The organism is Corticibacter populi (genome assembly GCF_004217315.1).
GTDB classification, from domain to species: Bacteria; Pseudomonadota; Gammaproteobacteria; order Burkholderiales; family Burkholderiaceae_C; genus Lampropedia; species Lampropedia populi.
Window position 1 is genome coordinate 458,283 of record NZ_SGWR01000003.1, and the last position, 18,839, is coordinate 477,121.

General features: G+C 66.8%; 8 protein-coding genes. 2 read left to right on the forward strand and 6 right to left on the reverse strand.

What is annotated here, in order from left to right; all coding sequences use genetic code 11:
• Nucleotides 1-119 precede the first annotated feature (119 nt).
• Nucleotides 120-1,979: a dihydroxy-acid dehydratase gene (gene ilvD, locus EV687_RS13000; RefSeq protein ID WP_122227897.1), complete on the forward strand. Its 1,860-nt coding sequence runs from the start codon at nt 120-122 to the stop codon at nt 1,977-1,979.
• A 370-nt stretch (nt 1,980-2,349) separates the two neighbouring features.
• Here ilvD and EV687_RS13005 read toward each other — a convergent pair whose 3' ends face one another.
• The 4 genes from EV687_RS13005 to EV687_RS13020 all read right to left on the reverse strand — a co-directional run bounded on the left by EV687_RS13005 (nt 2,350) and on the right by EV687_RS13020 (nt 10,287).
• On the reverse strand, nt 2,350-3,825 hold the full coding sequence (locus EV687_RS13005; protein WP_122227894.1) for a glutamate synthase subunit beta: 1,476 nt from the start codon (nt 3,823-3,825) through the stop codon (nt 2,350-2,352).
• 98 nt (nt 3,826-3,923) lie between these two features.
• Nucleotides 3,924-8,765, reverse strand: coding sequence for a glutamate synthase-related protein (locus tag EV687_RS13010; RefSeq protein ID WP_122227891.1), 4,842 nt, complete (start codon nt 8,763-8,765; stop codon nt 3,924-3,926).
• Between the two features lie 162 nt (nt 8,766-8,927).
• The gene (locus EV687_RS13015) at nt 8,928-9,209 is read right to left on the reverse strand and encodes a hypothetical protein (protein ID WP_130466513.1); all 282 of its coding nucleotides are present in this window, start codon (nt 9,207-9,209) and stop codon (nt 8,928-8,930) included.
• 154 nt (nt 9,210-9,363) lie between these two features.
• Nucleotides 9,364-10,287 (reverse strand): LysR family transcriptional regulator, encoded by a 924-nt coding sequence (locus tag EV687_RS13020; protein WP_122227885.1) that lies wholly within the window; start codon nt 10,285-10,287, stop codon nt 9,364-9,366.
• Between the two features lie 66 nt (nt 10,288-10,353).
• Here EV687_RS13020 and EV687_RS13025 point away from each other — a divergent pair, with 66 nt between their 5' ends.
• Entirely contained in the window at nt 10,354-10,971 is a 618-nt protein-coding gene (locus tag EV687_RS13025; protein WP_122227882.1) for a LysE family translocator, read from the forward strand.
• A gap of 176 nt (nt 10,972-11,147) precedes the next feature.
• On the opposite strand, the gene EV687_RS13030 is transcribed toward EV687_RS13025, so the two are convergent.
• Together EV687_RS13030 and EV687_RS13035 are read right to left on the reverse strand one after the other, a co-directional pair.
• The gene (locus EV687_RS13030) at nt 11,148-12,920 is read right to left on the reverse strand and encodes a sulfite reductase subunit alpha (RefSeq protein ID WP_122227879.1); all 1,773 of its coding nucleotides are present in this window, start codon (nt 12,918-12,920) and stop codon (nt 11,148-11,150) included.
• Between the two features lie 57 nt (nt 12,921-12,977).
• Complete coding sequence (locus tag EV687_RS13035) at nt 12,978-18,503, reverse strand: glutamate synthase-related protein (protein WP_122227875.1); 5,526 nt, start codon at nt 18,501-18,503, stop codon at nt 12,978-12,980.
• Between the last annotated feature and the right edge of the window lie 336 nt (nt 18,504-18,839).

An 18,839-nucleotide genomic window follows, 5' to 3' on the forward strand; every position in this document is an offset into this window, starting at 1 on the left:
CGTTTTCGGGGAATGGAGGATAATCAAAGATTGTCCTGGCGCCTGCCTGGATGGACGTGCGCAGGCCTTGACTGCCTCGGCCCGTTTTTCCTCTTGCGATAACACTTCCTGCAACCACGATGCCCGCATACCGCTCCCAAACCTCCACCGGTGGCCGCAACATGGCCGGCGCGCGCGCCCTCTGGCGTGCCACCGGCATGAAGGACGACGACTTCTCCAAGCCCATCATCGCGGTGGTCAATTCGTTCACCCAGTTCGTGCCCGGCCATGTGCACCTCAAGGACCTGGGCCAGCTGGTCGCCCGCGAGATCGAGGCGGCCGGTGGTGTGGCGAAAGAGTTCAACACCATCGCCGTGGACGATGGCATCGCCATGGGCCACGACGGCATGCTGTATTCGCTGCCCAGCCGCGACATCATCGCCGACTCGGTCGAGTACATGGTCAACGCCCACTGTGCTGATGCGATGGTGTGCATCTCCAACTGCGACAAGATCACTCCCGGCATGCTGATGGCTGCGATGCGGCTGAACATCCCGGTGATCTTCGTCTCCGGCGGCCCGATGGAAGCGGGCAAGACGCGCCTGGCCAATCCCACCACGAAGGTCATGGAGTTCAAGAAGCTCGACCTCGTCGATGCCATGGTGATCGCGGCCGATCAGAACTACTCCGACGCCGACGTGGCCGAGGTCGAGCGCTCGGCCTGCCCGACCTGCGGTTCGTGCTCGGGCATGTTCACTGCCAACTCGATGAACTGCCTGACCGAGGCGCTGGGCCTTTCGCTGCCGGGCAACGGCACCGTGGTGGCCACGCACGCCGACCGCGAGCAGCTCTTCAAGCGCGCAGGCCACCGCATCGTCGAGCTGGCCCGCCAGTACTACGAGCAGGACGATGACTCCATCCTGCCGCGCTCGGTGGGCTTTCAGGCCTTCGAGAACGCGATGACGCTGGACATCGCCATGGGTGGTTCGACCAACACCATCCTGCACCTGCTGGCGATCGCGCGCGAGGCGGGCATCGACTTCACGATGACCGACATCGACCGCCTCTCGCGCGTCGTGCCGCAACTGTGCAAGGTTGCGCCCAACACCAACAAGTACCACATCGAGGACGTGCACCGCGCCGGTGGCATCATGGCCATCCTGGGCGAGCTCGATCGCGCCGGCCGGCTGCACACCGATGTGCCCACCGTGCACGCGAAGACGCTGGGCGATGCGCTGGCGCAGTGGGACATCGCCCGCACGCAGGACGAGGCGGTGCGGCATTTCTACCTGGCCGGCCCGGCCGGCATCCCCACGCAGACGGCCTTCAGCCAGAACACCCGCTGGCCCAGTCTGGACCTGGATCGCGCCGAAGGCTGCATCCGCTCCTACGAGCATGCGTTCTCGAAGGAAGGGGGCCTGGCCGTGCTCACCGGCAACATTGCGCTCGACGGCTGCGTGGTCAAGACCGCCGGTGTCGACGAAAGCATCCTGGTGTTCGAGGGCACGGCCCACGTCACCGAATCGCAGGACGAGGCGGTGGAGAACATCCTGGCGGGCAAGGTCAAGGCCGGCGACATCGTCATCGTGCGCTATGAAGGCCCCAAGGGCGGCCCCGGCATGCAGGAGATGCTCTACCCGACCAGCTACATCAAATCCAAGGGCCTGGGCAAGGCCTGCGCGCTGCTGACCGACGGGCGTTTCTCGGGCGGCACCTCGGGCCTGTCGATCGGCCACTGCTCGCCGGAAGCCGCCGCTGGCGGAGCCATCGGGCTGGTGCGCGATGGCGATCGCATCCGCATCGACATCCCGAACCGCACCATCGACGTGCTGCTGTCCGATGAGGAACTGGCGCGCCGGCGCGTGGAGCAGGACGCCAAGGGCTGGAAGCCCGCCAGGCCGCGTCCGCGCAAGGTCTCCACGGCGCTCAAGGCCTATGCCAAGCTGGTGACTTCGGCCGACAAGGGCGCGGTGCGCGATGTCGCGCTGCTGGATGACTGATTTGGCACCATCGATGCGATCGCGTCCACGGAAAAAGGGCGCTGCCTCGTGAGAAGCAGCGCCCTTTTCCTTTGCCTGTTGTCCGCCAGCCCGAATGGGCGATTGGCATGGTCCAGCGGGACGGTTGGCTGAATCCCATCAGGAACTCATCGACGGCACGCGCCGCCTGCCTACCTTCGCGCAGCGCAGCCGGTGAGGCTGCACTTCATGTTCACCCGCCCGAATGGGCGATCCGCGTGGCTCAGCGGGGAAGTTGGCTGAATCCCATCAGGAACTCATCGACGGCACGCGCCGCCTGCCTACCTTCGCGCAGCGCAGCCGGTGAGGCTGCGCTTCATGTTCACCCGCCCGAATGGGCGATCCGCATGGTTCAACGGGGCAGTTCGGAGTAACCCATCAGGAACTCATCGACGGCACGCGCCGCCTGCCTACCTTCGCGGATCGCCCAGACCACCAGCGACTGGCCGCGGCGGATGTCGCCGGCGGCGAACAGCTTGGGCACGTTGGTGGCATAGCCGCCGCTGAAGTCGGTGCTGGCGCGGGCATTGCCGCGCGGGTCGGTGTCCACGCCAAAGGCCTTGAGCACGCTTTGCACGGGGCTGACGAAGCCCATGGCCAGCAGCACCAGGTCGGCCTTGAGGATTTGCTCGCTGCCGGGCACCTCGCTCATCTTGCCGTCCTTCCATTCGAGGCGCACGGTCTTGACGCCGGTGAGCTTGCCTTTCTCGCCGATGAACTCCTTGGTGGCGATGGCGAACTCGCGCGTGCAGCCTTCCTCGTGGCTGGAACTGGTGCGCAGCTTGATGGGCCAGTAGGGCCAGACCAGCGGCTTGTTCTCGTGCTCGGGCGGCATCGGCAGCAGCTCGAACTGGGTGACGCTCTGGGCGCCGTGGCGGTTGCTGGTGCCCACGCAGTCGCTGCCGGTATCGCCGCCGCCGATGACGATGACGTGCTTGCCGTCCGCTCGGATCTGCCCCTTGAGCCTGTCGCCGGCATTGACCTTGTTCTGCTGCGGCAGGAATTCCATCGCGAAGTGCACGCCGCTGAGCTCGCGTCCGGGCACCGGCAGGTCGCGCGACTGCTCGGAGCCGCCGGTCAGCAGCACGGCGTCGAAGTCGGCCAGCAAGGCATCGGGGGCGACGGTTTCATTGGCCCAGTTGGTGACCTTGCTGTCCTTGCCCAGGCCATCCTTGCCGGCCACCAGCACGCTGGTGCGGATGGTGACGCCCTCGGCCTTGAGTTGTTCGACACGGCGGTCGATGTGGCTTTTCTCGAGCTTGAAGTCGGGAATGCCGTAACGCAGCAGGCCGCCGACACGGTCGTTCTTCTCGAACAGGGTCACGTCATGGCCGGCACGGGCGAGTTGCTGCGCGGCGGCCAGGCCCGCAGGGCCGGCGCCGACGACGGCGACCTTGCGGCCGGTCTTGTGTTCGGCGGGCTTGGGCGCGACCCAGCCTTCTTCCCAGGCGCGATCGATGATGGCGTGCTCGATGCTCTTGATGCCGATGGGATCGTCATTGATGCCCAGCGTGCAGGCGGCCTCGCAGGGGGCGGGGCAAATGCGGCCGGTGAACTCCGGAAAGTTGTTGGTGCTGTGCAGCACTTCGATGGCGGCGCGCCAGTCCTGGCGGTAGACCAGATCGTTGAAGTCCGGAATGATGTTGTTGACCGGGCAGCCGTTGTTGCAGAACGGCGTGCCGCAGTCCATGCAGCGCGCGCCCTGGATCTTGGCCTGGCTGTCATTGATGCCAATGACGAATTCCTTGTAGTTCTTCAGGCGCTTGTCGACGGGCAGGTACGACTCTTCGATGCGGTCGTATTCCAGGAATCCTGTGGTCTTTCCCATGGTTCGAATCCTCGTGCATTCATCGTGAGGGGGCGGGCAGCCGGCCGGGCGCTGTGTGGCGCGGGGCGGCGGCGGGCCCTGGTGGTGGGTGATGGTTGTTACTTGGCCGGTGTCAGCGTCCCGTCCGACTTGCCGCTCTTGCGGCGGCTGGCGGTGGCTGACTTGGCCGTGGCCGCTGCGGGAGCGGCGGCCGGGGCCACAGCGGCCTCGGCTTCGATCGCCGGGACGATGGCCACGGCAGCACCTTCCTCGCGCAGTTGGCGACGCTCGTACAACTCGGCCAGCGCACGCTTGTATTCGCTGGGGAAGACCTTGACGAACTTCTGACGCGCCACCTGCCAGTTGTCGAGCAGTTCGCGGGCGCGGCGGCTGCCGGTCCAGCGGTTGTGGGCCTCGAGCATGGCGCGCAGTTGCGTGTCGTCGGTCTGGTCGCGGTGCCAGATGCCTCGCGCCACGGTCTGCAGGTGCTGCTCGTGCGGCAGCACGGGCTCGAGCGTGACCGAGGTGGTGTTGCAGCGCTTGGCGAACTGGCCATCCTCGTCGTAGACGTAGGCCACGCCGCCGCTCATGCCGGCGGCGAAGTTGCGCCCCGTCTTGCCGAGCACGACGACGGTGCCGCCGGTCATGTATTCGCAGCCGTGGTCGCCCACGCCTTCGACGACTGCCGTGGCACCGGACATGCGCACGGCAAAGCGCTCGCCGGCCACGCCGCTGAAGTAGGCTTCGCCGGTGGTGGCGCCGAACAGCACGGTGTTGCCGACGATGGTGTTCTTGGCCGCATCGCCACGGAACTCCAGGTTCGGGCGTACCACCACGCGGCCGCCCGAGAGGCCCTTGCCGGTGTAGTCGTTGGCTTCGCCGATCAGGTAGAGCGTGATGCCGGGGCAGAGGAAGGCGCCGAACGACTGGCCACCCACGCCTTCGAGCTGGATGTGGATGGTGTCGTCGGGCAGTCCGTCCGGGTGGGCGCGGGTGACCGCGCCAGAGAGCATGGCGCCGACCGTGCGGTTGACGTTGCGCGCAGCCTCGATGAAGCGCACGCGCTCGCCGCGCTCGATGGCTGGCAGGCTGCGCTCGATCAGCTTGTTGTCCAGCGCGCCAGCCAGGCCGTGGTCCTGCCCCTCGACGTGGTAGCGCGCCACTTCGGCTGGCACGGCCGGCTGGGCGAACAGGCGCGAGAAGTCCAGGCCCTGGGCCTTCCAGTGCGCGATGCCTTTCTTCATGTCGAGCAGTTCGGCGTGGCCGATCAGTTCGTCGAACTTGCGGATGCCCAGTTGCGCCATGATCTGGCGCACTTCCTCGGCGACGAAGAAGAAGAAGTTGACGACGTGTTCGGGCTTGCCGGAGAACTTGCGGCGCAGCACCGGGTCCTGGGTGGCCACGCCCACCGGGCAGGTGTTGAGGTGGCATTTGCGCATCATGATGCAGCCTTCGACCACCAGCGGCGCAGTGGCGAAGCCGAACTCATCGGCGCCCAGCAGCGCGCCGATGACCACGTCGCGGCCCGTCTTGAGCTGGCCATCGACCTGCACGCGGATGCGGCCGCGCAGGCGGTTGAGCACCAGCGTCTGCTGCGTCTCGGCCAGGCCAATTTCCCAGGGCCCGCCGGCGTGCTTGATGGACGACCAGGGCGAGGCTCCGGTGCCGCCGTCATGGCCGGCAATCACCACGTGGTCGCTCTTGCACTTGGTCACGCCCGCGGCAATGGTCCCCACGCCGACTTCCGAGACCAGCTTGGTGGAGATGGAGGCGTGTGGCGCGACGTTCTTGAGGTCATGGATGAGCTGCGCCAGGTCCTCGATCGAGTAGATGTCGTGGTGCGGCGGTGGCGAGATCAGGCCCACGCCCGGCACCGAGTGGCGCAGTTTGCCGATGTAGTCGGAGACCTTGCCGCCGGGCAGTTGGCCACCTTCGCCGGGTTTGGCGCCCTGGGCCATCTTGATCTGGATCTGGTCGGCGCTGCTGAGGTACTCGGCCGTGACGCCAAAGCGCCCGGAGGCAACCTGCTTGATCTTCGAGCGCAGCGAGTCGCCCGCCTGCAGTGGCGTGTCGACCTCGATGTTCTCGGCGCCGATGATGCTCTTGAGCGTTTCGCCGGCCTGGATCGGGATGCCCTTGAGCTCGTTGCGGTAGCGGCGCTGGTCTTCGCCGCCTTCGCCGGTGTTGCTCTTGCCGCCGATGCGGTTCATCGCGATCGCCAGCGTGGCATGCGCCTCGGTGCTGATCGAGCCCAGCGACATGGCCCCGGTGGCAAAACGCTTGACGATTTCGCTGGCGGACTCGACTTCCTCGACCGGAATGGCCTTGCTCGGATCGATGCGGAACTCGAACAGCCCGCGCAGCGTCATGTGGCGGCGGCTCTGGTCGTTGATGATCTGCGCGTATTCCTTGTAGGTGTTGAAATTGTTCGCGCGGGCGCTGTGCTGCAGCTTGGCAATGGCGTCGGGCGTCCACATGTGCTCCTCGCCGCGCGCGCGCCAGGCGTATTCGCCACCGGCATCGAGCATGTTCTCCAGCACCGGGTCGTCGCTGAAGGCCGACTTGTGCAGGCGAATGGCTTCCTCGGCGATCTGGAACACGCCGATGCCCTGCACCCGGCTGGCAGTGCCGGTGAAGTACTTGGCCACCGTCTCGGCATTGATGCCCACGGCCTCGAAGAGCTGCGCGCCGCAGTAGCTCATGTAGGTCGAGACGCCCATCTTGGACATGATCTTCGAGAGACCCTTGCCCACCGCCTTGATGTAGTGGTAAATGGCCTTCTCGGCACTGAGCTCGCCGGGCAGGTCCTGGTGCATGGCCTGCAGGGTCTCCAGCGCCAGGTAGGGGTGGATGGCCTCGGCGCCATAGCCGGCCAGCACGCCGAAGTGGTGCACTTCGCGGGCGCTGCCGGTCTCCACCACCAAACCGGTGGAGGTGCGCAGGCCGGTGCGGATGAGGTGCTGGTGGATGGCCGAGAGCGCCAGCAGTGCCGGGATCGCAATGCGGTCGGCCGAGACATCGCGGTCGCTGACGATCAGGATGTTGGCGCCGTCCTTGACGGCGTCGACCGCGCGGGCGCACAGCGAGGCCAGCTTGGCCTCGACGCCGTCCTTGCCCCAGTCGAGCGGGTAGGTGATGTCGATCACCGCGCTCTTGAACTTGCCGTGGGTGTAGCGCTCGATGTTGCGCAGCTTGGCCATGTCGGCGAAGTCCAGCACCGGCTGGGTAACCTCCAGCCGCATCGGCGGGTTCACTTGGTTGATGTCGAGCAGGTTGGGCTTGGGGCCGATGAAGGACACCAGCGACATCACGATGGCCTCGCGAATCGGGTCGATCGGCGGGTTGGTGACCTGGGCGAAGAGCTGGCGGAAGTAGTTGTAGAGCGGCTTGCTGCGGTTCGAGAGCACGGCCAGCGGGCTGTCGTTGCCCATTGAGCCAATGCCTTCCTCACCGTTCCTGGCCATCGGCGCAAGCAGGAACTTGATGTCCTCCTGCGTGAAGCCAAAGAGTTGCTGGCGCTTGAGCAGCGGCACCGGGTGCGCATCGGCATCGGCCACTGCCTCGATGGCGCCGGCCTCGGCCTCGACGCTGTCGAGCTTGACGCGCAGGTTGTCGTTCCACTGCTTGTAGGGCTTGGTGTTGACGATGTTGGCCTTGAGCTCGTCATCGTCGATCATGCGGCCCTGCTCCAGATCGATCAGCAGCATCTTGCCCGGCTGCAGGCGCCACTTGCGCACGATCTTGTTGTCCGGGATGGGCAGCACGCCGGCCTCGGAGCCGAGGATCACCAGGTCATCGTCGGTGACCCAGTAGCGCGACGGGCGCAGGCCGTTGCGGTCCAGCGTGGCGCCGATCTGACGGCCATCGGTGAACACCACGGAGGCCGGCCCGTCCCAGGGTTCGAGCATCGCGGCGTGGTACTCATAAAAGGCACGGCGGCGCTCGTCCATCGCCTCGTGCTGCTCCCAGGGCTCGGGGATCATCATCATCATGGCCTGGCTGATCGAGTAGCCAGCCATGGTCAGCAGTTCCAGGCAGTTGTCGAAAGTGGCCGTGTCCGATTGGTCGGCAAAGCTGATCGGGTAGAGCTTCTTGAGGTCCTCGCCCAGCACCGGGGAGGACATCACGCCCTCGCGCGCGCGCATCCAGTTGTAGTTGCCCTTGACGGTGTTGATCTCGCCGTTGTGCGCCACGTAGCGGTATGGGTGGGCCAGCGGCCACTCGGGGAAGGTGTTGGTCGAGAAGCGCTGGTGCACCAGGCCGATGGCCGAGATGCAGCGCGCATCGAGCAGGTCCAGGTAGTACTCCCCAACCTGGCCGGCCAGCAGCAGGCCCTTGTAGACCACCGTGCGCGTGCTCATGCTCGGCACGTAGTATTCCTTGCTGTGCTTGAGCCCCAGGGCCTGGATGTTGGCGCTGGCGGTCTTGCGGATCACGTAGAGCTTGCGTTCGAGCGCGTCCTGCACGATCACGTCGTTGCCGCGGCCGATGAAGAGCTGGCGCAGCACCGGCTCCTTCTCGCGCACGGCGGGGGACATCGGCATGTCGCGGTTGACCGGTACGTCGCGCCAGCCCAGCAGCACCTGGCCCTCGGCCTTGACGGCGCGTTCGAGCTCCTGCTCGCAGGCGCGGCGGGACGCATTCTCCTTGGGCAGGAAAATCATGCCCACGCCATATTCGCCGGCCGGCGGCAGCTCGATGCCCTGGGCGGCCATCTCCTCGCGGTAAAGCTGGTCGGGGATCTGGATCAGGATGCCGGCACCATCGCCCATCAGCGGGTCGGCGCCAACGGCGCCGCGGTGGTCGATGTTGATGAGAATCTGCAGCGCCTGCGTGACGATGTCGTGGCGCTTGACGCCCTTGATGTGGGCAACGAAGCCGACGCCGCAGGCGTCGTGTTCGTTGGCGCCGGCGTAAAGGCCTTGCTCCTGCAGGTGCTGGATTTCGGACGCCTTGGTCATGGCGTACTCCTTGTCGTGGTTTCTATCGTGAGGGCTTCGTGCGCGATCCGGCTGTCGTGGCGCAGCCATGGCGTTGTATTGCATGCACGGCAGCATGCATACATGCGCGCAGATCGGAAGAATACGCCGGTCAGAGGGGGCTTGCAAGAAAATAAAAAAGGGTCAGGTATGTTTTATTTTTTTCTTGATATTTATTGAAAATATCGGGGACGGTATTTGGTTGGCCGCCACTGCCTTGACGCGCATCTGTCCAGACCCGATGCCGCAAGAAAAGGAAGCCTCGCCCACGTACCAATCCCCGCCTGCACCACCTCCCGCCCGGCCATGCCCGGAGCCGCCATGCCGATCGCGCAGCGCGCCCTGCAGATTGGCGGACAGGCCGGTGTCCTGCTTGCCGAACTGGCTTCGCCCGTGCTGCGACGTCCGCGCGGCAATCGCCGCCATGTCGTGCCGGCCCCTGGCCGCGCTGGACGGCCGCATACGCCACCGCCACCGGGGAAACACGCGCACCGCAACTGGCTGGATGGCACACTTTGCCGAACGCGGCCTGCTCCGACTGAAGGGGCTTCGGCCCCTTTTTGCTGCGCCCGTTGTTCGTTCAGGCCATCGCTCGCAGCCACGCCAGCAAGTCGGCCTGCGGGCCATCGGGCGGCAGGGGCTGTGGCGACAGCAGGCAGTAACGCGAGCCGTCTTCGATGAAGCCGAGCGGCGCGGCCAGCACGCCGCTGTCCAGATCGTCGCGCACCAGATGCCAGGGGCCGATCGCCACGCCCAGGCCGGCCACGGCCGCCTGCAAGCTGAAATAGAAGTGCTCGAAGGTTTGTCCCGGCGCGTCCGGTACGGGCTGGCCTGCGGCCATCGCCCATTCCGGCCATGCGCCCGGCCGCGTGCGCGTGTGCAGGCGTGGTGCGCCGGTCTTGAGCGCGGCGCCGGCCTTCTTCGTGCTGAACCAGGCCGCCGCCTTGCCGGGACGGCAGACCGGGCCGACCTTCTCCGCGAACAGGGGTTCGGCGTGATAGCCTTCGGGCCAGGGGAAGTCGTCGCGGCGGATCGCCAGGTCGATGCCGCTGGCGAAGGAGAACGGCCCGCCGCCCGCGACCAGATGCACGTCGACCCCCGGATGCCGGGCCTGGAAGTCCGGCCAGCGCGGGATCAGCCAGCGCATCAGCAAGGTCGGCTCGCACGACAACACCCAGCGTCGCCCCTCGCGGGCGCTGGCGCGCAGTTCGCCGACGGCCTGCCGCATCAGATCCAGGCCATTGCCCACGGCGCGCGCCAGGGTGCGCCCGCCATCGGTCAGGAACACGCGCCGGCTGCGGCGCTCGAACAGCGCCACGCCCAGCTCGTCTTCGAGCAGGCGCACGGCACGGCTGACCGCGCCGTGGGTCAGGTGCAGTTCCTCGGCGGCCCGGCTGAAATTCTCCAGGCGGGCCGCTGCCTCGAAGCAGCGCAGGGCCAGCAGCGAAGGCAGGCGCGCATCGGTCGATGGTGATTCCAGCTCACCATTCTTGTCAAAAAGCATCGTTATTCACCGGGGATTTTCGTCGGTAGCATCTCGACAATTCGATGTTGTTCGACAGGATACGCCATGCCAGAGCTGATAGCCGTCATCACAATCACCTTGCTCGCCGTCATCAGTCCAGGGCCGGACTTTGCAATGGTCACACGCAACAGCCTGATGCTGTCGCGCCGGGCGGGCGTGCTGACGGCCCTGGGTATCGGCCTCGGCGTGCTCGTCCACGTCACCTATACGCTGGTTGGCGTGGGCCTGTTGATCCAGCAATCGCTCTGGCTGTTCAACGCCATCAAGCTGATCGGTGCCGTTTATCTGGTCTATCTCGGCGTGAAGATGCTGCGCGCCAAGCCCGCCGGCGCGTTGGCCGACAGCGTCGTGGCACCGCTATCGGATGCGGCGGCGCTGCGCACCGGCTTCCTGACCAATGCGCTGAACCCGAAAACCACGGTGTTCATCGTCAGCCTGTTCATGCAGGTGGTGCGGCCCGACACACCGCTGGCGGTGCAGATCGGCTATGGCGCTTTCATTTCGGTGGCGCACATGGCCTGGTTCACTTTGGTGGCCTTGTGCTTCTCGGCCGGGGTCGTGCGCGATCGGCTGCTGGCGGTGCGCCACTGGATCGACCGTGCCTTCGGCGGGCTGCTGGTCGGCTTCGGTGTTCTGCTGGCAGTGGCGCGCGGTTCACGCTGACCGCCACGGAAATCCGAGACGGCATTTCGGAAGTTCCGCATGCCGGCCGTTCTGTTACTGAGCGGTCCGAAATCCTGGGACAGGGCCAGTACAAGAACGTACATGGACGTGCAAGAAAGGGCGGCTCGCCATCTGGCAAGTCCGCCCTTTTCAATGCGGGCCTGTTGCGTGGTCTATCAGTACACGTCGCGCAGGTAGCGCTTCTCTTTCTTGAGCTGGTTGACGTAATCGGCGGCTTTCTCCTCCGAGGTACCACCATGTTCGGCAATGAGCTGGTGCAACGCTTCGTCCACGTCCTTGGCCATGCGGGTGGCGTCGCCGCAGACGTAGAAGTGGCCGCCTTCCTGCAGCCAGGCGTAGAGTTCGGCGCCGTGCTCGCGCATGCGCGTCTGCACGTAGATCTTCTCGGCCTGGTCGCGCGAGAAGGCCAGGTCCAGCCGGCTCAGGTGGCCGCCCTGGTGCCACTGGGCCAGTTCATCCTCGTAGATGTAATCGTGCACGCGGTGCTGGTCGCCGAAGAGCAGCCAGTTGCGGCCCTTGGCGCCAGTGGCGGCGCGCTCCTGCAGGAAAGCGCGGAAAGGCGCGATGCCGGTGCCGGGACCGACCATGATGAGCGGCGCGTCGCCGTTCTGTGGCACGCGGAAGGACTTGTTGGGCGAGATGAAGATGGCGGGCTTCTCGCCGCGTCCGACGCGGTCGGCCAGGTAGGTCGAGCAGACGCCGCCACGTGCGCGGCCGCCGCTCTGGTAGCGCACGGCGGCCACCGTGAGGTGCACGTGCCGGGGGTACGCCTTCTGGCTCGATGAGATCGAGTAGGCGCGGTGCTGGAGCGGGCGCAGCTGCGCCACCAGCTCCTGCACGCCGATGGGGCGGGCCGGGTCGAGCAGCAGCAGGTCGAGCACGTCCTTGCCCCACAGCCAGGCTGCCAGCGTGTCCTTGTCGTCGTGCTGCAGGATGTGGCGCAGCTCTTCATTGGCGGTGTGCCCGCCGATGAAGTCGACCAGCTTGCGCGAGGGCTCGGAAATCTCGAACTGGTGGGTCAGCAGGTCACCAAGGCTCTGGTCGTGGCCGGGCACCGGCGTGTCGTAGGCCACGTTCAGTCGCGCCAGCAGCAGGCCGACGAGTTCCGGGTCATTGACGGGGATGACGCCCAGCGCATCGCCGGCTTCGTAGTGCAGGCCACTGCCTTCGAGGTCGAACTCGAAATGGCGGATGTCCTTGGCCGATGCCTCACCCGACAGGCGCCGGTTGGCCACCAGCGCGGCGGAGAAGGGGTTCTTGCGGCTGGAGCCGGGGATGGCGGGCTTGGCCGGGGGCGCCGCGGCGATGTCGGCCGGCGCGCTGCCGCTGCTGCCGGCGCTGCTGGCGAGCCGGGGCATGGCGCTGGCGATCCAGGCGCTGGCGGCTTCCTCGTATTCGACGTCGCAATCGACGCGCTCGGCCAGGCGTTTGGCGCCGAGCTGTTCCAGCCGCATGTCGATGACCTTGCCGGCCTGGCAGAAGCCGTCGTAGCCGGTGTCGCCGATGGCCAGCACGGCAAAGTGCATCTGCTCCAGGCGCGGCGCGGTGCTGGCCGAGATGGCGTCCCAGAACAGCTGCGCGTTGTCGGGCATCTCGCCTTCGCCATAGGTGGAGGTGACGATGAGCACATGGCGCATGGTGGCGAAGACCTCGAGATCCACTTCGCCCAGCGCCTGCACGACGGGCGCCAGGCCCTGCGAGCGCGCGACGGCGGCGGCGCTTTGCGCCAGTCCTTCGGCATTGCCGGTCTGCGAACCGTAGAGGATGTGGACCTTGGCGGCGGTGCCTGCGCCAGCACTGGCACCAGCTTGCTGGCCATGGCCTTCAAGCACCAGCAGGCGCGAGTGCAGGCCGGCGAGGAAGCCGGCCAGCCAGGATTTCTGGTCGGCGCTGAAGGGGGCGTCTTCGGGGATGTAGGGGACTTTCATTGGATGTCGTTTCTCTTCTTGATCCGTATTCTTGATCCGTAGACTGGAGGCTGGCCCTCAAAGCTTGCCGACGGCGGCTGCCAGGTCGGGCAGCGCGGCACGCGCGAACAGCTCCTCGAAATCGGGCAGGCGGCCCAGCGCGGCGACATTGCGGCGGTCCTGGTCGAGGATCCAGCCGTAGGTGGCCGGCGCATCGATCGAGCGGATGTTGCGCTGGGCGAGCGCCGTCTTGTAGTCGGCCAGGCGCTTGGCGGCGATCAGTGCGGCCAGTTGCTCGTCGCCGTAGTGCTCGATGGCGGCACGGGCGTGGCGCTGCAGCCGGCTCATCAGAGCGAAGTCCTCGGTCATGACGAGGTTGCGCACGGCTTTCTGCACGGCGGGCTCCTCGACGGCCGAGCCTTTGGGCAGGCGCGCCAGCGCGAGCTGCTGGGCGTTGCTCAGCACCGTGTAGTTGTTGAGCAGCACCAGCATTTCGGCCGTGTCGGTCTCGCCATAGGCGGGCACCGCACCGGCGGCAATCGGCGTGCCGTCGCGCCATGCGCGCTTGAACTTGGCAACCTGGTGCGTGGCCAGCGCGGTGGCCAACTCCTCCAGCAATTCCTTGCGCGGCTTGGCCTGGAGGATGGCGCGGGCGTCCTGGTAGAGCAGCAGCGCGCGCGGCATGACATAGACGAAGTGCTGGCGTTCGGCCTCCCAGTTGGCCAGCAGCCAGGCGGCGCGCTCGGAGTCCGTGGCCTCCAGATGCCATTGCAGCAGTTGCCGCACGGCCTGCTCGTGCACGCGGGCCATCTCGCTGTCCTCGGCGATCGAGCCGAACAGCACCGAGTCGCCCGCAGCGTGCTGCGCCAGCGTGCCGTAGGGGTCGTACTGGTAGGCGAAGCCGCCGCTCATGCCGTTGCCGAAGCCCTTGCCGAAGGCGCCGAGGTTCAGCACCGCGCCGTTGGTCATGTATTCGCAGCAGAAGTCGCCCACGCCCTCGACCACCGCGGTGGCGCCCGAGTTGCGGACGGCGAAGCGGTCGCCGGCCTGGCCCTGCACGAACAGGCGCCCACCGGTGGCGCCGAACAGCGCGAAGTTGCCGACCAGCACGTTGCCGCCCGGTTCGGGCGAACCGCCACCGGGCGAGACCACGATGAGCTCGCCGCCGCACTGGCCCTTGCCGACGCCATCATTGCAGGTGCCGCTGTGGCGCATCACCATGCCGTCGTTGCAGAAGGCGCCATACGATTGACCGGCCGCGCCGCGGGTGGTGATGGCCACGCTGCCGGCCTGCAGGTAATGCCGGCCTCGGTCGTCCGCCAGCACCGCCGGCATGGCCGCCAGTTGTTCGGCCGTGAGTTCGTGGTTGAGCATGCGCTCGATGTCGATGGCGAGTTGCCCGCCGACGCTCTTGTTGCGGTTGTTGAGCACCACGCCATCGCCGAGCCGCACGCGCTCGGCGCCTTGCCCGATCAACGCCGCGTGCAGTGGCGCCAGCCAGGCATCATCGAGCGTGAAATCCTTTTCCAGGTAAACCGGGTTGGCGATCTTCACCTCGGGCACCACGGCCAGCATGGCGCGCAGGTCGAGCCGGCCGACTTCGTGCGGATGCTCCATCAGGTGCAGCAGGTCGGCGCGCCCGCGCGCCTCGCGCAGCGAGCGCAGGCCGATGCGCGCCAGGATCTCGCGCACCTCGTGCGCCACGTTCATGAAGTACTGGGCGAGCTGGCGCGGGTCGCCGTCGAAGGCCTCGGCATTGGTGGTCAGACCCGCCGGGCACTTGACGTTGCAGTTCTTGGCCATCACGCACTTGAGCATCATCAGCGCGGTGGTGCCGAACTCGAAGCTGTCGCCGCCCAGCAGCGCCGACTTGATGACGTCGCTGCCGGTCTGCTGCGCGCCCGAGCAGCGCAGCACGACCTTGTCCCGCAGGCCGTTGGCGCACAGCGCCTGGTGCACCTCGGCGATGCCGATCTCGGCCACGCGGCCGGTGTACTTGAGGCTGGTCACCGAGGCGGCGCCGGTGCCGCCGGTGTTGCCGGCGACGTTGATGACGTCGGCACCGGCCTTGGCCACGCCCACGGCGATGGTGCCGATGCCCTCGCTGGAGACCAACTTGACGATGACGCGCACGCGCGCCGCCTTGCAGTCGTGGATGAGCTGGGCCAGGTCCTCGATCGAGTAGGTGTCGTGGTGCGGCGGCGGCGAGACCAGTTCGACGCCCGGCGTGCCGCCGCGCGCGGCGGCGATCTCCACGGTGACCTTGGGCGCAGGCAATTGCCCGCCTTCACCGGGCTTGGCGCCCTGGCCGATCTTGATCTCCAGCTCCTCCAGCATCGGGTCGGCCAGGTAGCCGGCCCAGACGCCGAAGCGGCCCGAAGCCAGCTGCTTGATGCGCGAGGCCCGGATGGTGCCGTGGCGCGAGTAGTGCTCGCCGCCTTCGCCGCAGTTGCTCATGCCGCCGACCATGTTGGTGCCGTGCGCCACCGCCTCGTGCGCGGGCGCGACCAGCGCGCCGTGGCTCATGGCGCCAGAGGCGAAGCTGCGGGTGATCTCGCTGGCCGGCTGCACCTCGGCGAGAGGCAGGCTGCGCGGCGCGGCGAAGATGCGGCCCAGGTAGTCGGCGGCAGGGCCTTGGGCCTCTATGAGCAGGGCATCGCTGCTGACCTCGGTGCGGAGAATGTCCGTCCCGAAGCGGGCTTGCAGCGCCTCGGCCAGCGCGGCCAGGCGGGTGGCCGCATCCTTGAGTCCTTCGATGTGCTCGGTCAGGCGTAGCCGGTAGTGCCGGCCTGCCTCGATGGTTTCGCATGCCAGCCCGCGCACCGCGAAGCCGTTGTTGAGCAACGCGAAGCGGCCCAGCTTGCGGCCGAACTCGGCCGCGCTGTCGACATGGGTGAGGTCGGCCGGAAAGGCCAGGATGTCGCGCAGCGCGGCTGGCCGCCGCTTGCGCTCCGCCAGCATCAGGCTGGAGAACTCGCGGTAGTCGGGGGTGATGCGAAAGGCATCGATCACCTCGGCCGGGATGCGGCCGAAGCTGCTGGCGGCATAGGCCGCCGGCTTGAGCGCGAAGGCATCGTCGAGCCGGGCCACGGTCAACAGGCGCAGGAACTCGTCTTCCTCGCGTGCCTGGCCGGCGAAGCGCAGCGGGCGCTCGGTCATGTCCACGAAGCCGCGCACGGCGGTGGTGCCATAGGAGTGGCCGGCGCCTTCGGACCGCTCCTTGAACAGGCCCAGCAGTGGGACATCCGATTCGCTCCTGACCTTGAGCGCACTGGTGTGCCAATCGGCAACCATCTGCGCGATGTTGGCAAAGCGTGCGCCGCCCACCGGCGTCTTCAGGTTGGGGAAGTACTTCTTCAGCACCGGGTCGCTGGTGTCGAGGAAGTTGGGCTCGAAGAATTCGCCACAGGAATAGCTCTCCACCGTGCACAGACCCACCTTGCCCATGGTCTTCATGAGGGCCTTCTCGGCCGCCTTGGCATAGCGTTTGAAGGCCTTGCCCGCCTCCTCGCCCTCGCCGAACTTTTCCTCGGCGCGCATCTGCACCCCCAACGGGTAGATGGCCGAGGCACCAAAACCGAGTGCGGCGGCCACGTGGTGCGAGGAGATGCTCTGGCCGCTCTCGATCACCAGCGACACGTCCAGCCGCAGGCCCTCCTGCACCAGCCGCTGGTTGATGGCCGAGACCACGATCAGCATCGGCATGGCCGCGCGCGTGGAAGAAACATGACGATCGGTGATCACCGCGATGCCGCCTTGCTGGCGCGCGAAGTCCACCACCGCATCGGCCAGCGCATCGATCGCCTGTTCCAGCGCCCGCGCATTGGCGGCGCGGCTGGCGGCGTCGGTTCCCGCCACCGGTGCGTACAGCATCTCGAAGCGTTCGTAGGGTGCGACGCGCTGCTCGCGCAGGCGCAGCATGTCCAGGTGCGTGAGGATGGGGCTGGGCACGATGATCTGCCGACCCTTGCTGCGGCCCAGGTGCGGCTTGGCGCCGAGCGCCACACGCAGCGTCATGCCATCGGCCTCGCGGATCGAGTCCAGCGGCGGGTTGGTGACCTGCGCGAAGCGCTGCGAGAAGTAGTGAGCCACGCCGCCTTCGTGGTCGGAGAGGGCGTTGATGGCGTTGCCGTAGCCCATGGCCGAGATCTTCTCGGCGCCGCTGGCGAGCATCGGGTCCATCATGAACTTGAAGCTCTCCTGGTTGTAGTAGTAGGCGACGAAACGCTGGTAGCGGCTCAGATCGCCGCCATAGCGCAGCGGCGAACCCTGCTGCTCGGCGGGGATCGACGGCAACTCGGCGAGGGTGACGCGGGCAGCGGCCAACAGTGCCGGGTAGTCCTTTTCGGCGGCGAGTTTCTCCAGCGCTTGCGCTGTGCCGTAGCTGCGGCCCTCACGGTGGTCGAAGTACAGCATGCCGCCGGCCTCGATGCGTCCGCGCCTCAGCACCGTCTCGGGAGGGAAGGCAATCTGCCCGGCCTCGGACATGGCGCCGATGTACTCGGCCGTCTCCACCGAGCGCAGCGGGCGCAGGCCCAGGCGGTCCAGGCGCGCGCCGATCACCTGGCCGTTGCCGAAGATGAAGGCGGCCGGGCCGTCGTTCTTTTCCTCGTACAGCGAGAAGTATTCGAGCATGGCGCGCACCGCGGGCGACAACGACTCGTCGTTCTCCCATGCCGGCGGCATCATCGAGACAGCGGCCTCGATCAGGTCCAGACCATCTTCCATCAGGCGGCTGTGCAACGTCTGGTCGAGGCGGGCGCTGTCGGACTGCCCCTTGGGCCGCACGATGGTCTTGCCGCGCGCCAGCGCCAGCGCGTTCTCGGCGATGCGGTTCTTGCGGTCGGTGTTGAGCTCGCCGTTGTGCGCCATCAGCCGGAACGGCTGCGCCATCGTGGTGTGCGGGTCGGTGTTGGTCGAAAAGCGCGTGTGGAAGAACAGGTCGCGCACCGCGTGGTCGGGATCGGTCAGATCCTTGAAATACGGGATGACCTCGTTTGAATTGAGCCGGCCCTTGAATACCTGCGTGCGTGAGGAGAGGGACAGCGGGTACAGGCCGCCGAATTGATCTTCGGTGAAAGCACGTGCCTCGATGTCCAGCAGCGCGCGATAGATTCGTCGCTCGAACGCATCCTGATCGGCGGCATCGCCGGGCGCGCCGAAGATCCACTGCACGATGGGCAACTGGAACTTTTGCGCCGCAGGTCGCGCCACCTCGGGTGCCAGAGGCATCTCGCGCTGGAGGATGACCGGCAGGCCGTGCTGCGCAAGCACCTCGTCGACCAACTGCTCGGCATGGGCGCGCGGCGCTGCATCCCTGGGCACGAAGAAGTTGCCGACACCGAAACGGCCGGCCTCCAGCGGCTGGCCGGTGAGCTTGCGAAAAAACGCCAGCGACAGATCGACGTTGACGCCGGCGCCGTCGCCCACACCCTCGGCCGACATGCCGCCGCGGTGCGGCACCGTGCACAGCGCCTCGTGCGCGAGCCGCAGCACCTCGTGCGTCTGCGCGCCGTCCTTGCGGGTGATGAAGCCGACGCCGCAACTGTCCGAGGCTTGCGCGGGGTCGTACAGACCGAGGGTTTGCGGGGCTGAATCGTTCATGGGGTCACTCCTGTGTGCACCGGGTTGGCCAACTCTGGCGCGAGCGCCAGAACCCTGCATCACCGTTTCCTTCTCGATCCTGATGGTCGGTAGGGTGTGGCGGACCATACGGAGCATGGATCAGGGCGCCTTGGGCAGCACCGGGATGCTTGCCCGCGCCTGCATCCACGTGGCTTGTCAGCCGCCGCCTCCTTCGTCCGGTTTCGCAGGGCGCGCAAGCATACTGCGATGGAACGGCCTGTTCAAGCAAATAAAATGGGGTCGTATATTTATTTTTTATTTCTCTTTTGCCTATGAAATAAATAAGGGACATATATTGACTGAGGATTGCACGGC

What these genes read in the sequence shown, in the direction of transcription:
- ilvD (WP_122227897.1), top strand. Translation starts at nt 120, where the DNA reads ATGCCCGCATACCGCTCCCAAACCTCCACCGGTGGCCGCAACATGGCC.
- EV687_RS13005 (WP_122227894.1), bottom strand. Translation starts at nt 3,825, where the DNA reads ATGGGAAAGACCACAGGATTCCTGGAATACGACCGCATCGAAGAGTCG.
- EV687_RS13010 (WP_122227891.1), bottom strand. Translation starts at nt 8,765, where the DNA reads ATGACCAAGGCGTCCGAAATCCAGCACCTGCAGGAGCAAGGCCTTTAC.
- EV687_RS13015 (WP_130466513.1), bottom strand. Translation starts at nt 9,209, where the DNA reads ATGGCGGCGATTGCCGCGCGGACGTCGCAGCACGGGCGAAGCCAGTTC.
- EV687_RS13020 (WP_122227885.1), bottom strand. Translation starts at nt 10,287, where the DNA reads ATGCTTTTTGACAAGAATGGTGAGCTGGAATCACCATCGACCGATGCG.
- EV687_RS13025 (WP_122227882.1), top strand. Translation starts at nt 10,354, where the DNA reads ATGCCAGAGCTGATAGCCGTCATCACAATCACCTTGCTCGCCGTCATC.
- EV687_RS13030 (WP_122227879.1), bottom strand. Translation starts at nt 12,920, where the DNA reads ATGAAAGTCCCCTACATCCCCGAAGACGCCCCCTTCAGCGCCGACCAG.
- EV687_RS13035 (WP_122227875.1), bottom strand. Translation starts at nt 18,503, where the DNA reads ATGAACGATTCAGCCCCGCAAACCCTCGGTCTGTACGACCCCGCGCAA.